We start from the raw sequence: 17,494 nt of genomic DNA on the forward strand, positions 1-17,494 counted from the left end.
CGTAAAGAGCCTCAGCCCCTCAGACTTCCACCAGCCCGAGCTTCTTCACCTGCCGGATCGTCAGCATGGTACGAACCGTGTCGACATGTTCGTTCGCCGTCAGAACCTCGATGACAAAATCCTGGAATTTGGTCAGGTTGGCGGCGACACAATGGAGCAGGAAGTCGCTGTCGCCATTGACCATCCACGCCTGACGCACGATCGGCCAGCCGTCGGTTGCGGCGGAAAAGGCCTTGAGATTGGCTTCGGACTGGTGCTTCAGGCCGACCATGCAAAAAGCCACAAGGTCGTACCCGAGCTTGGTTGCGCTCACCATCGCATGATAGCCCTCGATCACGCCTGCTTCTTCCAGCTTGCGCACGCGGCGCAGGCATGGCGGCGCGGAGATGCCGACCCGCTCGGACAATTCGACATTGGTCATGCGGCCGTCGCGCTGCAATTCCCGAAGGATTCGAAGATCGATGGCGTCGAGTTCCACTTTCAACACAGTCGGGGCCTTTCCCAAATCAGCCTCAGTTATCTAGCGGAAACGCCAGAATACGCAATAATCTGTCCGGAATGCGCACAAATATTACACGCCCTCTGAAAGCCCTGTTGCTAATGCAAAGCTCCCCTTGAATAAACATGGGGAGCGTTCATAAATGAAGCGACAAGCGGGAGCGCACTCCACGTCTCGGACACCGCTCTCTATTGGTCGTTTTGAAAGGATCCATCATGTCTGCCCGCCACACCAAGGTGCTGATCATCGGCTCCGGCCCCGCCGGTTATACCGCTGCGATCTATGCCGCCCGTGCAATGCTGAAGCCGGTTTTGATTGCCGGCATGGAACAGGGCGGTCAGCTGATGATCACCACGGATGTGGAGAACTATCCGGGCTTTGCCGATCCGATCCAGGGTCCGTGGCTGATGGAGCAGATGCTCAACCAGGCGATCCATGTCGGCACCGAGATCGTCAGCGACCTGGTCACTGAAGTCGACACCAGCCACCGCCCGTTCACCATCAAGACCGACAGCGGCCAGGTCTGGACTGCCGACAGCCTGATCATATGCACCGGTGCCAAGGCAAAATGGCTCGGCATCGAGAGCGAGCAGCATTTCCAGGGTTTTGGCGTGTCCGCCTGCGCGACCTGCGACGGCTTCTTCTACCGCAACAAGGATGTCATCGTTGTCGGCGGCGGCAATTCGGCCGTCGAGGAAGCACTTTATCTGTCGCATATCTGCAAATCGGTCACGGTCGTGCATCGCCGCGACTCGTTCCGCTCCGAAAAGATCCTGCAGGAAAGGCTCTTCGCCAAGGATAATATCCGCGTGCTGTGGAACACCGCCGTCGATGAAATCACTGGCGCGCCTGCCAAGCCGCCAATGCCGCCATCGGTCTCTGGCGTCAAGCTGCGCGACACGCTGACCGATGCGATCACCGAAATGCCTATCGACGGCGTCTTTGTCGCGATCGGTCACGCACCGGCCGTCGAACTGTTCAAGGACAAGCTGAAGCTGAAGTCGAACGGCTATCTGTGGACCGCCCCGGATTCGACTGCAACCGATGTCCCCGGTGTGTTTGCCGCTGGCGATGTGACCGACGACATCTATCGGCAGGCGATCACGGCCGCCGGCATGGGCTGCATGGCGGCACTGGAGGCCGAGCGCTTCCTCTCCGCCGTCCCTGTTCTCGCCCAGCAAGCGGCGGAATAAGCGATGAGAGGGGGCGGCATGCCGCTGGACTGGGACAAGCTGCGCATTTTTCACTCGGCTGCTGAAGCCGGGTCATTCACCCACGCAGCCGACAAGCTTCATCTGTCGCAGTCCGCGATCAGCCGCCAGGTCTCGGCGCTGGAGCAGGATATCGGCGTCAAGCTGTTCCATCGCCACGCCCGTGGCCTCATCCTGACCGAACAGGGCGAATTGCTGTATCGCACCGCCCATGACGTTCTGCTCAAGCTGCAGACCGTCAAGATGCAACTGACGGAGACGACGGAAAAGCCGAGCGGCAAGCTGCGCGTGACCACCACCGTCGGTCTCGGTCAGGGATGGCTGACCGACAAGGTCCAGGAATTCCTGCAGCTCTATCCGGAAATGTCGATCCAGTTGATCCTCGACAACGAGGAACTGGACGTCAACATGCGCCATGCCGACTGCGCCATTCGCCTGCGCCAGCCGCAGCAGTCGGACTTGATCCAGCGCAAGCTCTTCACCGTGCACATGCACGTCTATGCAGCGCCATCCTATATAAACCGCTACGGCGAACCGCAGTCGATCGAGGACCTGGACAGCCACAAGATCATTTCCTTCGGCGAGCCGGCGCCCAATTACCTGCTCGATGTCAACTGGCTCGAAACGGCCGGCCGCTCGTCGGACAATGCCCGCATGCCGCATCTTCAGATCAACAGCCAGACATCGATCAAGCGCGCCTGCCTTCTCGGCATCGGTATCGCCATGCTGCCAGACTACATTGTCGGCCGCGATCCGGGTTTGGTCCAGTTGGCCATTCCCGCCGACATTCCGTCCTTCGACACCTATTTCTGCTACCCGGACGAAATCAAGAACGCGGCAAAACTCAAGGCTTTCCGTGACTTCATCGTCGCCAAGGCGCGCAACTGGAACTTCTGATCAGCGAGCAATGCAGCCGTTTTCACGCTGAAAAGTTAAGGCCTGCGCGTGGCGCATGACTGACATGCATAAAAAAGCATTGTTCACTGCACAAAAAACCACCATATCGCACACAGCTGATGCATATGGTGGCTTTTTCCTCCCAGTTCCACCGCAGCAGCTGTTCCCCTCTGGAGGTTTTTGACCTTCACACTTTAAAGGGCCCTGGATTTTTCCAGTGGCCCTCTTTTTTTGCCAAAATTTTAAGTGATCTGTCTGGCGGCATTGCCGCTTGCGTTCAACCTCCCGCCTTTGGCAATCTACAAACTTGACGATAGTCAATAATCCCCTATTTGACTTTCGTAACATACACGGTGGAGAAATCTCTTTGGAAGACGTCATGAAAGCGCTGGCCCATCCGGCGCGACTGGAAATGCTCATCTGGCTGAAGGATCCGCTCGAATATTTCGGCGTCGCACGAGAGGAAGCCTCGGAAGGCATCAGCGCAGGACAATTCGAACGCTCGGGCCTGTCGCAATCAGCGGTTTCCGCGCACCTCGCGACACTCCAGCGAGCCGGCCTGATTGCCTCGAAACGAGTCGGACAGCGCGTCCTGTACCGGCGCAATGAGCAGAGCATTTCAGAATTTATCCAGGACTTGAACAGCAAGCTTTGACACCCCAAATGGGAAATTCCAATGCGCCTTCCTCCCCATCATTGGAAAACTCCCGAGAGGTTTCATGTCCAAGCTTTTTCAATCGACCACCGTGGGCGATATCGCCTTAGCGAACCGCGTTGCCATGGCACCGCTGACCCGTAACCGTTCCCCGGGCGCCGTTCCCAACGATCTCAATGTCGAATACTATCGCCAGCGCGCCGGCGCCGGCCTGATCATCACCGAAGGCACGGCCATCACCCACCAGGGTCAGGGTTACGCGGATGTGCCGGGGCTCTATCTGCCGGAAGCCATCGAAGGCTGGAAACGCGTCACCAGCGCGGTGCATGAAGCCGGTGGCAAGATCGTCACCCAGATCTGGCATGTCGGCCGCATTTCCCACACCTCGCTTCAGCCGGATGGTGGCAAGCCAGTCGCTCCGTCTGCGATCCAGGCGAAGTCCAAGACCTACATCCTCAACCCCGATGGCACCGGCGCTTTTGCCGAAACGTCAGAACCGCGCGCACTGGAACTGAACGAGATTCCCGGCCTGCTCGAAGACTATCGCAAGGCCGCCCGTGCCGCGATCGATGCCGGCTTCGACGGCGTCGAGATCCACGCTGCCAACGGCTATCTGCTGGAGCAGTTCATGCGCTCCAGCAGCAACCAGCGCACGGATGCCTATGGCGGCCCGATTGACTACCGTATCCGCCTGACTGTGGAAGTGGCTGAAGCCGTAGCCCAGGAAATCGGCGGCGGTCGCACCGGCATCCGCATTTCGCCGACCACACCGGCCAATGACGTATCCGATCCCGATCCGACGGCTGTCTACACGGCCCTGGTCGAGAAGCTGGCCGCCCATGACCTCGCCTTCATCCATGTCGTCGAAGGCGCGACCGGAGGTCCCCGTGACGTCCTGCCCTTCGACTGGGCAGCCCTCAAGGCAGCCTACCGCGCAAAGGGTGGCAAGGGTGCCTGGATGGTCAACAACGGCTATGACCGCGAAACGGCGATCGAAGCCGTTGAAAGCGGCTATGCCGACGTCGTCGCCTTCGGCAAGCCATTCATCGCAAACCCCGATCTGGTTCGTCGCCTGAAGGAAGAAGCACCGCTCAACGAGGTCGATAGCTCGACATTCTACGGCGGCGGTGAGCAGGGTTACACCACCTACCCGGCGCTCGCCTGATATAGCTCATAAGACAGAAGCCCTGGCGCGCGCCGGGGCTTTTGTGTTTTCTCCCTGCTTTTCATGCCTTCCCGAGGCTTGCCTTTGCCAGAGCGATTGCGACACCGTCCATCGCCAGGCCGTTCAGTGGATGCAGAGCGCCTATATACGGTATACCCGAGCCAAGCGCAGCCAGAGTGACCTGCACCAGATAGAGCCCCGCCAGCACGCACGCCGATCCCCGCAGGTTCGCGAGACCGGGGACAAGAAAAGCCAGACCCAGCATCAGCAAGATCGGCAGGGACAGCACCCCGCCCATCATGGCATGCAGACCCCAGCCGTCGCCGGCTCCGAAGACTACCATGCCAGCCAGATAGAACTGCCCGCCGATGCCGACGATGGTCAGGATTGCCAAAGCCGCAAAACCAGTGCGCCAATGACCCGTTTCAACCGTTGCCGATGCTGTCATCTTCCTGCCTCCGATGCCTGCAGGTCGAAGCGCGAATCTCTCGGGGACGAAGGCTCCCCAAGACAGCCGAGGCTCGTCAGGGTCGCCATGACGGCAAGATCGATCGGCGTATGCGGTTCTTCGCCCAGAATGGCCCTCAGCCGAGTGTTGTCGAGACGGATCGTCTCGCGCCAAAGATAGCGCATCTCGTGCAACTCGCGGAGCAAGGGCACGAAAGGCCGCGCCAAACCGGCCAAAGCCCATGGAAACGACCAGACACGCATATTGCGCAACCCGACGACACGACCGATCGTTCCGGCCATCTGCATGCCATCCGCATCGAAGAAACCATCCATGTGGTAGCGCGCGAAAGCCGGCAAGCTGTCTGCTCGCTCCAGAAACTGCATGAAGGTCTCCGCCACATCCGGCAGATAGGCCCAGGCATGTCCGGCACCCCGGCGCCCGGGGTTGATCACGAAGCGGACCGGTTTTCCTGGCTTGATCAGTCCCTGCGCAAACCAGTTGTTGCCCGCATTCGGCCCGAAGAAATCCCCCGCCCGAACAAGAATGACCTGCGTGCCTTTGCTCGCCGCGGCTTCCAACCTACGCTCAAGTTCGACGCGGATCCTGCCCTTGGAGGTCACCGGAGCCTGACGGCTGTCTTCCCGCAAAAGCGGGAAGCTGTCCGGACCGAAATTATAGATCGTACCCGGCATCAATATCCGCGCGCCGACCGCCCGCGCCGCGGCAATGGTATTGTCGATCATCGGCAGCACCAGTTCTCCCCAGTTCCGGTACCCGGGCGGATTGACGCCATGCACGATGACGCTCGCCCCCTGAGCGGCGACCAGCACATCCGCCGCATTCATCGCATCCCCCTTGACCCACTCATAGGCCGGATGGGTCTTGGCAAGTTCCTCCGGCCGCCGATGCATCGCGCGGACACGGTAGCCCCGCCTCACCAAGGCTTCAGCCAGCGCGCCGCCAACGCCGCCAGTGGCACCGAGGACCAGTGCAAGCGGTTGCTCTAGAAAACGAGGGGAATAGGTCATGTTTGCTCCTTCAATGAACTGAGCAAACAATGACACCGACAACAGACATTCATAATTGTCTATTTTCGTGGATCAGCTATACTTTTATGTATGACAACCGATCGCGTCAGTTGGGACTATTACCGCACCTTCCTCGCCGTGCTGCAGACCGGCTCCTTGTCGGCTGCCGCGCGCAGTCTCGGCCTGACCCAGCCGACGGCTGGGCGGCATATCGAGGCGCTGGAGGACGCCTTTGGCGCAGCGCTCTTCCTGCGTGGTCCGCAAGGCCTGCTGCCGACCGACAAGGCATTGTCGATGCGCGGACATGCCGAGACAATGGCTGCCATGTCATCGTCCTTGTCGCGCATCGCCTCGGGTGACATGGCTGATGTTCGTGGCACAGTGCGCATCAGCGCCGCAGAGGTGATCACCGTTGAAACGCTGCCGAGAATTCTGTCCGAACTTCTGGAAAGGCATCCGGATCTGGACATTGAACTCTCCGCATCCGATACCGTCGAGGATCTGCTACAGCAGGAAGCAGATATCGCCATCCGCATGATACGTCCGGTCCAAGCTGCACTGGTCAGCCGGCGCATCGGTGTCGTCACGCTTGGCTTTCATGCCCATCGCAACTATCTGGAACGCCATGGCACGCCACAGAACACCGCTGAACTCGCTGCGCATCGCTTGATCGGCTTCGACAAGCAGCTGGCTTATATCCGCGACCTGCTCAAGGCGCGGCCTGACATTGCCGACATCCACTTCAATGTCCGTGCCGACAGCAATCTGGTACAACTCGCAGCAATCCGCGCGGGTCTGGGCATCGGCGTGTGCCAGACGGCCATCGCAGCCCGGGACCCGGATCTGGTCGAAATTCTGCCCGGCGCATTGGGCATCGGCCTGGAAACCTTCGTCGTCATGCATCAAAGCCTGAAGACCACGCCCCGTTACCGCGCGACCTATGACGCTCTGGTCGAGGGCCTCGCATCCACCGTCTCGCGATAGCAACGTCAAGACTTGATCCTGAACGTGAAGAACCGCCTCTTGCTCCAAACATCAACACACGGCCCAAGCGTGAAGAAGGCCCGCTAGCCGGTTGATCGGATTCACGAAACGACTGCCGCCATCGGCATCACAGCTGTGAAGGTGCCTCGGGGACATAGGCATCGACGACCTCGATTTCAGGGCGATCGCCACCGTCACTGTATTCCTCCAGCCAGCGACCGCTTTCGTCCTGAAAGCTGATCGTCACCGGTTCGTCGCCGACCTGCTGCTCGGCCACCACGATCCGGACGGCCTCCAGCGCCTGGTCATGTGTCGCGAACGATTCGGAATAGACGGTACCCAGCCGATAGGCCCAGCCGCCATCATGCGGCACGATCTCGTAGACAATCTTCACCATGGCCTTCTCCTCTCACGGTTTGACGATTATTCCATCAAAGACGATGCTTCGCAAATGTCATGCGGTCACAGCCGCTTGAGCGGGAACCTCTGAATGCTTTCGCCGTTCCGCAATACAACCATGAGGAATGCAAGTATGTCGCTGATCCGCCAGGAACGATCCCTGTTCATTCCGATTGTCATGGCGGTCCTCGCATATCTTGTCGAACACGCGATCCTCGAGGCAGGCCAGGCAGCATCGCTTATTGGCGCCGCCCTCCTGATCGGCGCGATCGTCATCGCCTCGATGCGCGTGGCCCATCACGCCGAAATCCTCGCCCACAAGGTTGGCGACCCCTATGGCACGATGATCCTGACCCTCTCGGCAGTCGCGGTGGAGGTGATCATCCTGGCGATCATGATGAACAACGAGGCCTCACCGACCCTTGTGCGCGACACGATCTATTCGGCCGTCATGCTCGACATCAACGGCATTCTCGGCCTTGCCGCCCTGATCGGCGGACTCAAGCACGGCGAGCAACCCTACAACGACGATTCAGGCAAGACCTATGGCGTGATGATCCTGACTGCCATGGGAATTTCCATGATCGTGCCCGAATTCATTCCGCGCGACAAATGGCAGTATTATTCCCTCTATACGATCTTTGCGATGATCGCGCTGTATGGACTGTTCCTGCGCATGCAGGTTGGCACCCACAGCTACTTCTTCTCCTATAGCTATCCGACCCGGCAGCCGCCTGCCGACAAAAGCACGTCCGCAGCAGGCGACATCCCCTCCCAGGGAACCTCCCAAGCGCCATCCCCCGGGCTATCCCATGCACAAACGCATCCACAATCCACCGCCGTCTCCATTGCCGTCATTCTCTTCGGCGTCGTTCTGATCGGCGGCCTGGCCGAAGTCATGTCGGTTCTGGCAGATGCCGGACTGGAAGGAACCGGCGCGCCGGTTGCCCTCACCGCCATTCTCGTCGCGGCAATTTCCGCCGCGCCCGAAATCCTCACCGCTCTTCGCGCCGCCCTCAACAACCGCATGCAGGCCACCGTCAACATTGCCATGGGTGCCTCGCTTTCGACGGTCATCCTCACGGTCCCGGTGATGGAGGGCATCGCTCTTTACACCGGTCAACCCTTCGTGATGGCGATGACCCCTGTCCAGACCACGATGGTGGCGATAACCCTGATTGCAGCGGCCATCAACCTCAACGACGGCGAGACCAATGCCATTGAAGGCATGACGCATTTCATCCTGTTCACGACCTTCATCATGCTGTCCTTCATCGGCCTCTGAGCTCCCCCAGCCTTTGTGCAATGCACACGAAAACCGAAATTCCTTCGGAACCTTTGTGCAAAACTGCCGTTCCTCCCGCGATGGTCAGCCCGCTTTGGGCCACCCGCCGCATTGTCAACACGATGCGGATGCACATCGCTCCCACAGGTTACCGGGGGGCCAACTCGGGAGTCGAACGTGAAAAGATTGGACGTGATCGACGGCATGCGGGGCTATTTCCTCGTCTTTATGCTGGTCAACCATCTGGTATTCACAGGCGGCCTTTGGCTCGTCGAAATCAACCATCGCAATCTCGCCTTCGTCGAGGATGCGCAGGGCTTCGTCTTCCTGTCCGGTCTTCTGACCGGCATGGTCTATGCCCGCAAGATGATGAAAGACGGCTATGCCGTTGGGCGCGACCGGATCTGGTCGCGTGCGTTGGAACTCTATCGCTACGCCATGGCCATCATGCTGGTTGTCCTGGCACTGCAACTGATCCTGCCCGGCGCCGGTGCAATTTGGCAAAACTGGCTGGGTCCGACCAAGCTCTTCGACCCGAGCAGCCTCCTGCCGGTGATCTCCTTCCTGTTCCAGCCGACCTTCATGGACATCCTGCCGCAATATATCGTCTACATGCTGTTTGCGCCGATCGTCATCTGGCTATGCCTGCGCGGTCAGTGGCTCGGTGTCGCCATCGGCTCGCTGTTGATCTGGATGGCAGCCCAGCTCGGCCTGCAGCGCGCCCTCACCTATCCGCTCAACGAGTGGCTGGCTGGAGCGCCCGAAAAGGAGGGCCTGCGGGTCAGCTTCAACCTGCTCGGCTGGCAGATCGTTTTCTTCGCCGGCATCATTGCCGGCAGCCTGACCTCGATGAAGCAGATCGAATGGCAGAAGGTCTTCAATCCGCGCAGCACCACGCTCGCTTGGACCGCCCTTGCCGTCTGCCTCTTCTTCGTGCCGTTGCGCATCATGACCGCTCATGGTCTGATGCCGGGCGTTGTGCTGGAAAAATTCGGCCTGATGGAAGTCCGCGCCGATTTTGGTCCCGTCTATCTGCTCAATTTCGCGGCTGTGGCCTATGGCCTCGCCTGGCTGTTGATTGCCGGTCCGCGCAGTGAGAACGGCACCATTCGCAAGATCGCCAACGGCCTGACCAGCCTGTTCTCGCTGAACATCCTGCAACTGCTCGGACGCCACTCGCTGCAGATCTATGTCTGGCATGTGCTGATCGTCTATCTGGTCTACTATCTCGATGGCCGCACGCCGGAACTGTCGCAACTGACCAAGACGATGATCACTGCCGTCGCACTGGCACTCCTCACCCTGCCCGCCCTGTGGCGCGACCGCGAACGGCTGTTCGGCGACAGCGCCTTCCTCGGCCCATGGGTAAAGAACACGGCCTAAACACCCGGTTCGACTCAACAAAAAAGGCGGGACCGCGAGGTCCCGCCTTTTCGCATTTCAGATCGTGTTGCCTACTTACAAGAAGCGCAGCTTACTTGCACGAAGCGCAGAAGCGCTGGATGCGGTTGCAGGCCTCTTCGAGAAGCTCTTCCGAGGTCGCGTAGGAGATGCGGAAGTTCGGGCCGAGACCGAAGGCCGAGCCATGAACCACAGCCACGCCTTCCGTTTCCAGAAGCTCCGTGACGAAATCCTCGTCCGTCTCGATAACCTTGCCCGACGGTGCGGTCTTGCCGATCAGGCCAGCGCAGGACGGGTAGACGTAGAAGGCGCCTTCCGGCTTCGGGCATACGATGCCGGTCGCCTGGTTCAGCATCGACACGACGAGATCGCGGCGACCTTCGAAGATCTTCTTGTTCGCCGGAATGAAATCCTGCGGACCGTTCAGCGCCTCGACAGCGGCCCACTGGGCAATCGAGCAAGCGCCCGACGTCTGCTGGCCCTGGATCATGTCCATCGCCTTGATCAGCGCAAGCGGACCGGCTGCATAGCCGATGCGCCAGCCGGTCATCGCATAGGACTTCGACACGCCGTTCATCGTCAGCGTGCGGTCATAGAGCGACGGCTCGACTTCGACCGGAGTGACGAACTTGAAATCGCCGAAGGTCAGGTGCTCGTACATGTCGTCGGTCAGCACCCAGACATGCGGATGCTTGACCAGAACGTCGGTCAGCGCCTTCAACTCGTCGTGGCTGTAGGCTGCACCCGACGGGTTCGACGGCGAATTGAACAGGAACCACTTGGTCTTCGGCGTGATCGCCTTCTCGAGATCGGCAGCGGTCAGCTTGAAATTGTTTTCCTGGGTGGTCGCGACGAAGACCGGTGTCCCGCCGCAAAGCGACACCATTTCGGGATAGGAAACCCAGTAAGGCGTTGGGATAACGACTTCATCACCCGGATTGACCGTCGCCATGAACGCGTTGAAAAGAATCTGCTTTCCACCGGTACCGACGATCGTCTGCTCGGCCGTGTAGTCGAGACCGTTCTCGCGCTTGAACTTGGCGGAAATTGCCTTGCGCAGTTCCGGAATGCCCGAAACCGGCGTGTACTTGGTCTCGCCGCGCTGGATCGCGTCGATGGCAGCCTGCTTGATATTGTCTGGCGTATCGAAATCCGGCTCGCCGGCGCCAAGGCCGATCACGTCCCGGCCTTTCGCTTTCAGCTCGCGCGCTTTCTGCGAGACGGCGATGGTGGCGGACGGCTTAACACGGGAAAGGGCGTCGGCGAGAAATGCCATTGTGTGAGATCCTGAAGCTGATTGATCAATTGGAACCCTCGACGGAGCCAAGGCTTCAGGTTCAAGCTCTATGGCGAAAATGGTCCTAGCTTTCAAGCGGAAAGCGCGTGCGCCGGGCGATTATCGCGTCACCGAGCCAATCCGCCCTGTGCGGCGCCCGCCCCGTCATGTGAAAGCCGCGACATGAACCCAGCACCGCCATAATTCCGTCCCGCTGCCGTCGCGGAATGCCGGTTGTCTGCGCCTGCCCGGCAACAGCGTGGAAGGCCCACCATGAATACCCGCACGAAGAAGCCCGTTGAGCTCGACTGCACAACCTCCCCTCGACGGTCCCGACGGCCCGCCATCAAAGCCGCCGGCATCACAACATTGGCGGTCACAGGCCTGGTGGCGGCTCTGACCTTCGGGGCAAGCGCCGAAACACCACTCGCGCCGAGGCTCCCGACCACGCAACATCAAGCAGCCGTCATGGCGGCACCACACGGCGATCCCTCCGCCAGCCCCTCTGTAAGTAACCAGCTGGTCAGCCCGTCAGACAAGACTGACGGCGAAAAAACCGGAAGCATCGGCGGGGGAAACAGTTCCCTCATCGGCGAGGAAAGGCGCGTTCTGATCGGCCTGCTGTTTCTCTGTTTCGCAGTCATGGTAATAGGCGGTTACGGGCTATGGCGCCGCAGCTTCAGGGATCTGATCCAAACCCGGATTGGTGTCGACCGGCCCTGAACTGACATTGACACTGCCGCGCTGGAAACGCTGCCGTTCACAATGAGGTCAACAGACGGCGGTTTTGCACCTGGCACCTGTCACAGCCCTTGTCTGGCCTCGCCAGTCCACCAAATAGCATCAGAGACCGGATTGCCTGAAATCCACTCATTGCGCCTGGAAGACAAAGACCGTGTGGAGGATCCATGACCGCGACATACAGCCTGAAAATGCGCCTTTCCCTCGCCGCCATCATTGCTGCGGCAGGGCTTCCGGCAGCACAGCCCGTTCTGGCGCAGGAGAAGATTCAGGCCGGTGACGTCGCGATCAACGTTCAGCCAATCGCCGGCAACCTTGAAAACCCCTGGTCTGTAGAAGTCCTGCCCGATGGAGCATACATCGTCACGGAAAAGCCGGGCCGTATCCGCATCATCCGCGACGGCAAGACCAGCGAGGCCTTGACGGGCCTGCCGGAAATCCGCGTTGCCGGCCAGGGCGGATTGCTCGATATCGCCCTGGCGCCTGACTTCGCCGAGACCCGCACGCTCTATTTCACCGCCGCCGCCGTCGCCGGCGAAGGCGGACACGGAACAGCCGTCTTTTCCGCCCGGCTTTCAAAGGATGAAAGCGGTCTCGAAAACGTCCAGCAGATCTTCGTGATGAACAAGCTGACCGGAACCGGCCAGCATTTCGGCTCGCGCATCGCGATTGCCGCCGACGGCAGCCTGTATTTCGGCATCGGCGACCGTGGCGAGATGGATCGCGCCCAGGATCCGGACGATCACGCCGGTTCCATTCTCCACATCAAGCCCGACGGCACGCCCGGCGACGGCAACCCGTTTGTCGTCAACGGCAAGGGTGCGGCGGAAATCTGGTCGGTCGGCCACCGCAATCCGCAAGGCATCACCATCGATCCGAGCGACAACCGGCTCTACACGGTTGAACATGGCGCGCGTGGCGGCGACGAGATCAACAGCCCGAATGCCGGCAGCAACTACGGCTGGCCGATGATTTCCTATGGCAAACATTATTCCGGCGCCGAAATCGGCGTCGGCCAAGCCGCCGATGGCTACGAACAGCCGCTGCACTACTGGGATCCGTCGATCGCCCCCGGCGCAATTGCCGTCTATCGCGGCGCGATGTTCCCCGAATGGAATGGCGACTTCCTGGTTGCCGCCCTGAAATATCAGCTGCTCGCCCGCATCGATCGGGCCGAAGACGGCTCCATCGGCACGGAAGAAAGACTTCTGACCGGAGACTATGGCCGCATCCGCGATGTCAAGGTGGCGCCGGACGGCTCCATTCTGCTGGTCACGGATGAAGAAGATGGCCAATTGATACGCCTGTCTCGCGCGGATGCATCCTAAAGGCGAAAAAGGCGAACACAGAAAATTTCAACTGAAAAACACCGTGTTCGGACTTCGAATTCTGCAAATCTCCATCGCACACGATGCAAATTTTCGCCGAAACGCCAATTCCGGCCAAAATCCTCCTCCCGAGACCGGCATATCCCTTGATATCCAAGGGGTATCGCCGTTAACCTTCGGAAAACTTTTGCTTGCCAATTCCTGATAAACCAAGCACTCTTTTCGTGTTCGGGCAAATTTGCGAGCATGGGAAGACCTAATAAACAGATGCGCGCCGGGGACGCTATAACAACCCCGGGCAGATGATCTTGAGCCGCTGAGTTCAGTGTTTCGGGGTTGTATGCGGTAACAGGGCCCCTTTCCTCACATATCGACAAATGCCTGTCGCTCACCCGTTCGCGGGAAAACATTGCAATGCTGCCCCGCCGAATATGGGCAGAGAGAAAAGGACCTGACGCATGGCCGAAACTGGCACTGTAAAATTCTTTAATACCGACAAGGGCTTTGGCTTCATCAAGCCGGACAATGGTGGCGCGGACATCTTCGTTCACATCTCCGCAGTGCAGGCATCTGGGCTTTCGGGCCTGACCGAAAACCAGAAGGTAAGCTTCGACACGGAACCGGATCGCCGTGGCAAGGGCCCGAAGGCCGTAAACCTGCAGGTCTCCGGCTGATCTCATCCGGTCCCTGCTTCGCATTCGCGGCCCGGCAGGTTTGCCGGGTTTTTTCGTTCAGCTTCCGTTCAGCCATCCGAGACTAGTGTCTCCTCATCGCTCGGTATCCAAGAGCAAAGCCGCTTTGGCATGAGGAACTGACCTTATGATGAAAATCGCAAAATACGCCCTTCTCGCGACGGTCGTCACCTTGACCCCGATCATGGCATCGAGCCAGGCCGAGGCCCGGGATCGCTATCGTCACCACAGGGACAATGATGCCGTTGCCCTCGGTGTTCTCGGCCTTGCAACCGGCGTGATCGTCGGTTCGGCTATCGCCAGCCAGCCGCAGCGGCGCGTCTATGTCGAGCCGGCACCGGTCTATGACGAGCCGGAATATTACGTCGACGATTATCCGCCGCCGCCCCCGCCGCGCCGCAGCGTCTACCAGGAGCGCCGCGTCAGCTATGGCGTCGAGCCATGGACGCCGGAATGGTACGACTACTGCTCGAACCGCTACCGCAGCTTCAATTCGCGCAGCGGCACCTATGTCGGTTATGATGGCATGTCGCATTTCTGCACCGCGGGCTGACCAAAACGACAGTTAGCCTGAATTGCAAAGCGCCGCTTCCGCGGCGCTTTTTTTTGATGCATGCGCCTTGGGATCAGAGCCCGCGCAGGAATGGATTGTTCCGGCGCTCTTCGCCAATGCGCCCGCCCGGTCCGTGGCCACAAATAAAACCGACATCATCGCCCAGCGGAAAGACCTTGTCGCGGATCGAATTCAGCAAGGTCTGATGATCGCCTCCCGGCAGATCGGTTCGGCCGATCGAACCACTGAACAGCACATCGCCAAGATGGGCAAAGTTCTGGTTCCGGTCAAAATAGATTACATGCCCGGGAGCATGACCAGGGCAATGATAAACCTCGAACTCGTGATCGCCGAAGGAAACCCGGTCACCGTCCTCGAGCCACTGATCAGGCAACACATTGCGCAGGCCGGTGATGTTGTAGGTCTTTGCCTGTGTCTCGATCCGCTCCAGCAGCGGCAGATCGTCCTTATGCGGACCGATGATCTTGAGGCCGAGACGCTCCTTGAGTTCGGCTGCACCACCGGCATGATCGAGATGGCCGTGCGTGAGCCAGATCGCCTTCAAGCTGATCTTGTTCTCTTCGATCGTCTGGATGATGACATCGACATCGCCACCCGGATCGACAATCACGCCTTCGCGCGTTTCGTCGTCGAACAGAATGGTGCAATTCTGCTGGAATGGAGTAACCGGGATAATACCTGCCTGAACTTGACCCATCGGGACTGCTTCCTTTGACGCTATGGACAGGAAGCGCATATCACGACTGTTCGGCGACGGAAATCAGCGGTTAAGCCCGTAGGCGCTCGAAACGGGCGATCCCGGCAACATCGTTGCCTGCGCCACCAGCAAGCTGGCCACCATCAACTTGGCCGCGACGACGACAATCACAACCGGCTTCAAAGACCGTGCCGATGTGCTTTCCTCGATTTCATTGTGGAGCATGAGAGCCCGTCCCTTCCTCATTCCTGGCATCCTTAGCCGAATGTCCTTACGTGGACCTGTCCGACCCTTCTCGAGGGTCATAACGGCTAAGTCGGCAAGAGGTTTCCGCCTATTACGCAAGCTGTGCGATCCGTGTAAAATCATTGGAGTTTTGCCGCACTTCCGCTTAGTTTGCCGCCAATCGCATACAGTGCCGTTTCCGGTGCCGTGAATGCGCATTGAGCGATCGGCCCGGAACGAACGGCCAGGAACGAGCGGGAGAGCCAAAGCGGACGATTGTGCCGTGGCGATCCCGGACAGCAAGCCGGCCAATGCCTTGCGGAGCGCAGCGCCTCTGCCAGGAAAGGCCGGAAGGAAAGGAATGACAGCGTGGTACGACAGTCTGCTGTAAAGGCTGCCAAGAAGGATCTTCCCGAATTGCCTGTGGTCGACGACAAGGCAATCGATTTCGAAACGATCGAAAGGCTGTTTTTCGCCTATCGCGATTTCGTTTCCGATCCCGATGCGATCCTGTCGAAGTTCGGCTACGGCCGGGCCCATCACCGGGTCGTCTACTTCGTCAGCCGGCGTCCCGGCATGACGGTGGCCGACCTGCTGGCGATCCTGCAGATCACCAAGCAGAGCCTTGCCCGCGTGTTGAAGGAACTGATCGACAGCGGCTATATCCGCCAGATGGCCGGTCCCGCCGATCGCCGCCAACGGCGCCTCTATCCGACGCTCGCTGGCCGCGAACTGGCGCTTGCGTTGTCGCAACCGCAATCGCAGCGTATTGCCAATGCCATGCAGGGACTGTCCATCGCCGAGCGCGAGGCGGTCCGCCGTTTCCTCGACGGCATGCAGAAACAGACAGTTGCAGTGAACCCGGATATCGACGGAGCCGACTGACGTGGCCAAGAAGATCCTGCTTTCAGACGATGCGCCGCATCTTCTCGTTGTCGATGACGATACGCGTATCCGCGCCCTGCTCCACCGCTTCCTGACAGAAAAGGGTTTCCGGGTGACCGTGGCCGCAGACGCCGCAGAAGCGCGCCGCAAGCTCGAAGGCCTCAACTTCGACCTCCTGGTGCTGGACGTAATGATGCCGGGGGAATCCGGCCTGTCGCTGACCCAGAGCCTGTCGGACGCGAAAAAGTGCCCGGTGATCCTGCTGACCGCCCGCTCGGAAGCGGATTCGCGTATTGCCGGCCTGGAAGCCGGCGCTGACGACTATCTGGCCAAACCCTTCGATCCGCGCGAGCTGGTGCTGCGCATCAACAACATCCTCAAGCGCAACCTCAATCCGGACGCCCCGAAGATCGAGCAGGTCATGTTCGGCCCCTATACCTTCTCCGTTCTGCGCAAGGAACTGCGCAAGGGTGCCGAAACCATTCGCCTGACCGACCGCGAACAGGAAATCATGTTCCTCTTTGCCACGCGCGCGGGTGAGACGATCGCCCGTCATGAACTGGTCGGCAATGACGCAGAAGTCGGCGAACGCACGATCGACGTCCAGATCAATCGCCTGCGCCGCAAGATCGAGGATGATCCGGCCAATCCTTTGTGGCTGCAAACCGTTCGTGGCATCGGCTATCGCCTGAGCATGGACTAGTCGGTCAGCCGACGGCAAACGGCCGCGTGCCGGCAAGGAAGCGAAGACGATGACGCTTTTCGAGCAGATCCGCCGGGATCAGGATCGCAGTCCGGCAACGGGCTTGCGGTATCTGGCTCGTTGGCTGCGCCACCGACTGCCGACGGGCCTGTATGCCCGCTCGCTGCTGATCATCATTCTGCCGATGCTGATCCTCCAGACGGTCGTTGCCTTCGTCTTCATGGAGCGTCACTGGCAATTGGTGACCGAACGTCTCTCGTCCGCCGTCACCCGTGACATATCGGCGGTGATTGCCCTGATCGAGGCCTATCCGAGCCCGCAGGATTACGGACAAATGGTTCAGATCGCAAAGGAACGCCTGAACCTCACCATCGCGATGGAGCCCGGCTCGGAACTGC

General features: G+C 59.7%; 20 protein-coding genes and 1 pseudogene. 14 read left to right on the forward strand and 7 right to left on the reverse strand.

Annotation, left to right across the window (positions count from 1 at the left end):
- Positions 1-19: 19 nt before the first annotated feature.
- The gene (locus GVK95_RS08640; RefSeq protein ID WP_159948551.1) at positions 20-487 is read right to left on the reverse strand and encodes an Lrp/AsnC family transcriptional regulator; all 468 of its coding nucleotides are present in this window, start codon (positions 485-487) and stop codon (positions 20-22) included.
- A gap of 227 nt (positions 488-714) precedes the next feature.
- On the opposite strand from GVK95_RS08640, the gene trxB reads away from it, so the two are divergent.
- The 4 genes from trxB (at position 715) to GVK95_RS08660 (ending at position 4,427) form a co-directional block, all read left to right on the forward strand.
- Complete coding sequence (gene trxB / locus GVK95_RS08645) at positions 715-1,692, forward strand: thioredoxin-disulfide reductase (RefSeq protein WP_159948553.1); 978 nt, start codon at positions 715-717, stop codon at positions 1,690-1,692.
- A gap of 18 nt (positions 1,693-1,710) precedes the next feature.
- Positions 1,711-2,607: a LysR family transcriptional regulator VtlR gene (locus GVK95_RS08650; RefSeq protein WP_159948555.1), complete on the forward strand. Its 897-nt coding sequence runs from the start codon at positions 1,711-1,713 to the stop codon at positions 2,605-2,607.
- 361 nt (positions 2,608-2,968) lie between these two features.
- Positions 2,969-3,262, forward strand: a complete 294-nt coding sequence (locus tag GVK95_RS08655; RefSeq protein WP_141649998.1) for an ArsR family transcriptional regulator — start codon at positions 2,969-2,971, stop codon at positions 3,260-3,262.
- Between the two features lie 64 nt (positions 3,263-3,326).
- The gene (locus tag GVK95_RS08660; RefSeq protein ID WP_159948557.1) at positions 3,327-4,427 is read left to right on the forward strand and encodes an alkene reductase; all 1,101 of its coding nucleotides are present in this window, start codon (positions 3,327-3,329) and stop codon (positions 4,425-4,427) included.
- Between the two features lie 61 nt (positions 4,428-4,488).
- Here GVK95_RS08660 and GVK95_RS08665 read toward each other — a convergent pair whose 3' ends face one another.
- Complete coding sequence (locus GVK95_RS08665) at positions 4,489-4,875, reverse strand: DUF6220 domain-containing protein (RefSeq protein WP_159948559.1); 387 nt, start codon at positions 4,873-4,875, stop codon at positions 4,489-4,491.
- Positions 4,872-5,906, reverse strand: a complete 1,035-nt coding sequence (locus GVK95_RS08670) for an NAD(P)H-binding protein (protein ID WP_159948561.1) — start codon at positions 5,904-5,906, stop codon at positions 4,872-4,874. The genes GVK95_RS08665 and GVK95_RS08670 overlap by 4 nt, the downstream gene beginning before the upstream one ends.
- A 90-nt stretch (positions 5,907-5,996) precedes the next feature.
- Here GVK95_RS08670 and GVK95_RS08675 point away from each other — a divergent pair, with 90 nt between their 5' ends.
- On the forward strand, positions 5,997-6,890 hold the full coding sequence (locus GVK95_RS08675) for a LysR family transcriptional regulator (RefSeq protein WP_159948563.1): 894 nt from the start codon (positions 5,997-5,999) through the stop codon (positions 6,888-6,890).
- Between the two features lie 127 nt (positions 6,891-7,017).
- Here GVK95_RS08675 and GVK95_RS08680 read toward each other — a convergent pair whose 3' ends face one another.
- Complete coding sequence (locus GVK95_RS08680; RefSeq protein WP_007608432.1) at positions 7,018-7,287, reverse strand: DUF2188 domain-containing protein; 270 nt, start codon at positions 7,285-7,287, stop codon at positions 7,018-7,020.
- A gap of 135 nt (positions 7,288-7,422) precedes the next feature.
- On the opposite strand from GVK95_RS08680, the gene GVK95_RS08685 reads away from it, so the two are divergent.
- Both GVK95_RS08685 and opgC read left to right on the forward strand, forming a co-directional pair.
- Complete coding sequence (locus tag GVK95_RS08685; protein WP_159948565.1) at positions 7,423-8,574, forward strand: calcium:proton antiporter; 1,152 nt, start codon at positions 7,423-7,425, stop codon at positions 8,572-8,574.
- A 177-nt stretch (positions 8,575-8,751) separates the two neighbouring features.
- Entirely contained in the window at positions 8,752-9,957 is a 1,206-nt protein-coding gene (gene opgC / locus GVK95_RS08690; RefSeq protein ID WP_159948567.1) for an OpgC domain-containing protein, read from the forward strand.
- Positions 9,958-10,048: 91 nt separating this feature from the next.
- On the opposite strand, the gene GVK95_RS08695 is transcribed toward opgC, so the two are convergent.
- Entirely contained in the window at positions 10,049-11,251 is a 1,203-nt protein-coding gene (locus tag GVK95_RS08695) for a pyridoxal phosphate-dependent aminotransferase (RefSeq protein WP_159948569.1), read from the reverse strand.
- 273 nt (positions 11,252-11,524) lie between these two features.
- On the opposite strand from GVK95_RS08695, the gene GVK95_RS08700 reads away from it, so the two are divergent.
- From GVK95_RS08700 to GVK95_RS08715, 4 genes are all read left to right on the forward strand, one after another.
- Positions 11,525-11,974: a hypothetical protein gene (locus GVK95_RS08700; RefSeq protein ID WP_159948571.1), complete on the forward strand. Its 450-nt coding sequence runs from the start codon at positions 11,525-11,527 to the stop codon at positions 11,972-11,974.
- 185 nt (positions 11,975-12,159) lie between these two features.
- Positions 12,160-13,320: a PQQ-dependent sugar dehydrogenase gene (locus GVK95_RS08705; RefSeq protein WP_159948573.1), complete on the forward strand. Its 1,161-nt coding sequence runs from the start codon at positions 12,160-12,162 to the stop codon at positions 13,318-13,320.
- 458 nt (positions 13,321-13,778) lie between these two features.
- Entirely contained in the window at positions 13,779-13,994 is a 216-nt protein-coding gene (locus GVK95_RS08710) for a cold-shock protein (RefSeq protein WP_007608423.1), read from the forward strand.
- Between the two features lie 145 nt (positions 13,995-14,139).
- Positions 14,140-14,565 (forward strand): BA14K family protein, encoded by a 426-nt coding sequence (locus GVK95_RS08715; protein WP_159948575.1) that lies wholly within the window; start codon positions 14,140-14,142, stop codon positions 14,563-14,565.
- A gap of 73 nt (positions 14,566-14,638) precedes the next feature.
- On the opposite strand, the gene GVK95_RS08720 is transcribed toward GVK95_RS08715, so the two are convergent.
- Entirely contained in the window at positions 14,639-15,283 is a 645-nt protein-coding gene (locus tag GVK95_RS08720) for an MBL fold metallo-hydrolase (protein ID WP_159948577.1), read from the reverse strand.
- Between the two features lie 63 nt (positions 15,284-15,346).
- Positions 15,347-15,508, reverse strand: a complete 162-nt coding sequence (locus GVK95_RS08725; protein WP_007608418.1) for a hypothetical protein — start codon at positions 15,506-15,508, stop codon at positions 15,347-15,349.
- 369 nt (positions 15,509-15,877) lie between these two features.
- Between GVK95_RS08725 and GVK95_RS08730 the strand changes: the two genes are divergently transcribed.
- The 3 genes and pseudogenes from GVK95_RS08730 to GVK95_RS08740 form a co-directional block, all read left to right on the forward strand.
- On the forward strand, positions 15,878-16,393 hold the full coding sequence (locus tag GVK95_RS08730) for a MarR family transcriptional regulator (protein WP_159948578.1): 516 nt from the start codon (positions 15,878-15,880) through the stop codon (positions 16,391-16,393).
- 1 nt (position 16,394) lies between these two features.
- Complete coding sequence (locus tag GVK95_RS08735; protein WP_200844239.1) at positions 16,395-17,096, forward strand: response regulator; 702 nt, start codon at positions 16,395-16,397, stop codon at positions 17,094-17,096.
- Between the two features lie 49 nt (positions 17,097-17,145).
- A pseudogene (locus GVK95_RS08740) lies at positions 17,146-17,494 on the forward strand (two-component sensor histidine kinase); the annotation flags it as partial.

It is taken from the genome of Rhizobium sp. 18065 (genome assembly GCF_902706095.1).
Taxonomy (GTDB): Bacteria; Pseudomonadota; Alphaproteobacteria; order Rhizobiales; family Rhizobiaceae; genus Allorhizobium.

What these genes read in the sequence shown, in the direction of transcription:
- trxB (WP_159948553.1), top strand. Translation starts at nt 715, where the DNA reads ATGTCTGCCCGCCACACCAAGGTGCTGATCATCGGCTCCGGCCCCGCC.
- GVK95_RS08650 (WP_159948555.1), top strand. Translation starts at nt 1,711, where the DNA reads ATGCCGCTGGACTGGGACAAGCTGCGCATTTTTCACTCGGCTGCTGAA.
- GVK95_RS08660 (WP_159948557.1), top strand. Translation starts at nt 3,327, where the DNA reads ATGTCCAAGCTTTTTCAATCGACCACCGTGGGCGATATCGCCTTAGCG.
- GVK95_RS08665 (WP_159948559.1), bottom strand. Translation starts at nt 4,875, where the DNA reads ATGACAGCATCGGCAACGGTTGAAACGGGTCATTGGCGCACTGGTTTT.
- GVK95_RS08670 (WP_159948561.1), bottom strand. Translation starts at nt 5,906, where the DNA reads ATGACCTATTCCCCTCGTTTTCTAGAGCAACCGCTTGCACTGGTCCTC.
- GVK95_RS08675 (WP_159948563.1), top strand. Translation starts at nt 5,997, where the DNA reads ATGACAACCGATCGCGTCAGTTGGGACTATTACCGCACCTTCCTCGCC.
- GVK95_RS08680 (WP_007608432.1), bottom strand. Translation starts at nt 7,287, where the DNA reads ATGGTGAAGATTGTCTACGAGATCGTGCCGCATGATGGCGGCTGGGCC.
- GVK95_RS08685 (WP_159948565.1), top strand. Translation starts at nt 7,423, where the DNA reads ATGTCGCTGATCCGCCAGGAACGATCCCTGTTCATTCCGATTGTCATG.
- GVK95_RS08695 (WP_159948569.1), bottom strand. Translation starts at nt 11,251, where the DNA reads ATGGCATTTCTCGCCGACGCCCTTTCCCGTGTTAAGCCGTCCGCCACC.
- GVK95_RS08700 (WP_159948571.1), top strand. Translation starts at nt 11,525, where the DNA reads ATGAATACCCGCACGAAGAAGCCCGTTGAGCTCGACTGCACAACCTCC.
- GVK95_RS08705 (WP_159948573.1), top strand. Translation starts at nt 12,160, where the DNA reads ATGACCGCGACATACAGCCTGAAAATGCGCCTTTCCCTCGCCGCCATC.
- GVK95_RS08710 (WP_007608423.1), top strand. Translation starts at nt 13,779, where the DNA reads ATGGCCGAAACTGGCACTGTAAAATTCTTTAATACCGACAAGGGCTTT.
- GVK95_RS08715 (WP_159948575.1), top strand. Translation starts at nt 14,140, where the DNA reads ATGATGAAAATCGCAAAATACGCCCTTCTCGCGACGGTCGTCACCTTG.
- GVK95_RS08720 (WP_159948577.1), bottom strand. Translation starts at nt 15,283, where the DNA reads ATGGGTCAAGTTCAGGCAGGTATTATCCCGGTTACTCCATTCCAGCAG.
- GVK95_RS08725 (WP_007608418.1), bottom strand. Translation starts at nt 15,508, where the DNA reads ATGCTCCACAATGAAATCGAGGAAAGCACATCGGCACGGTCTTTGAAG.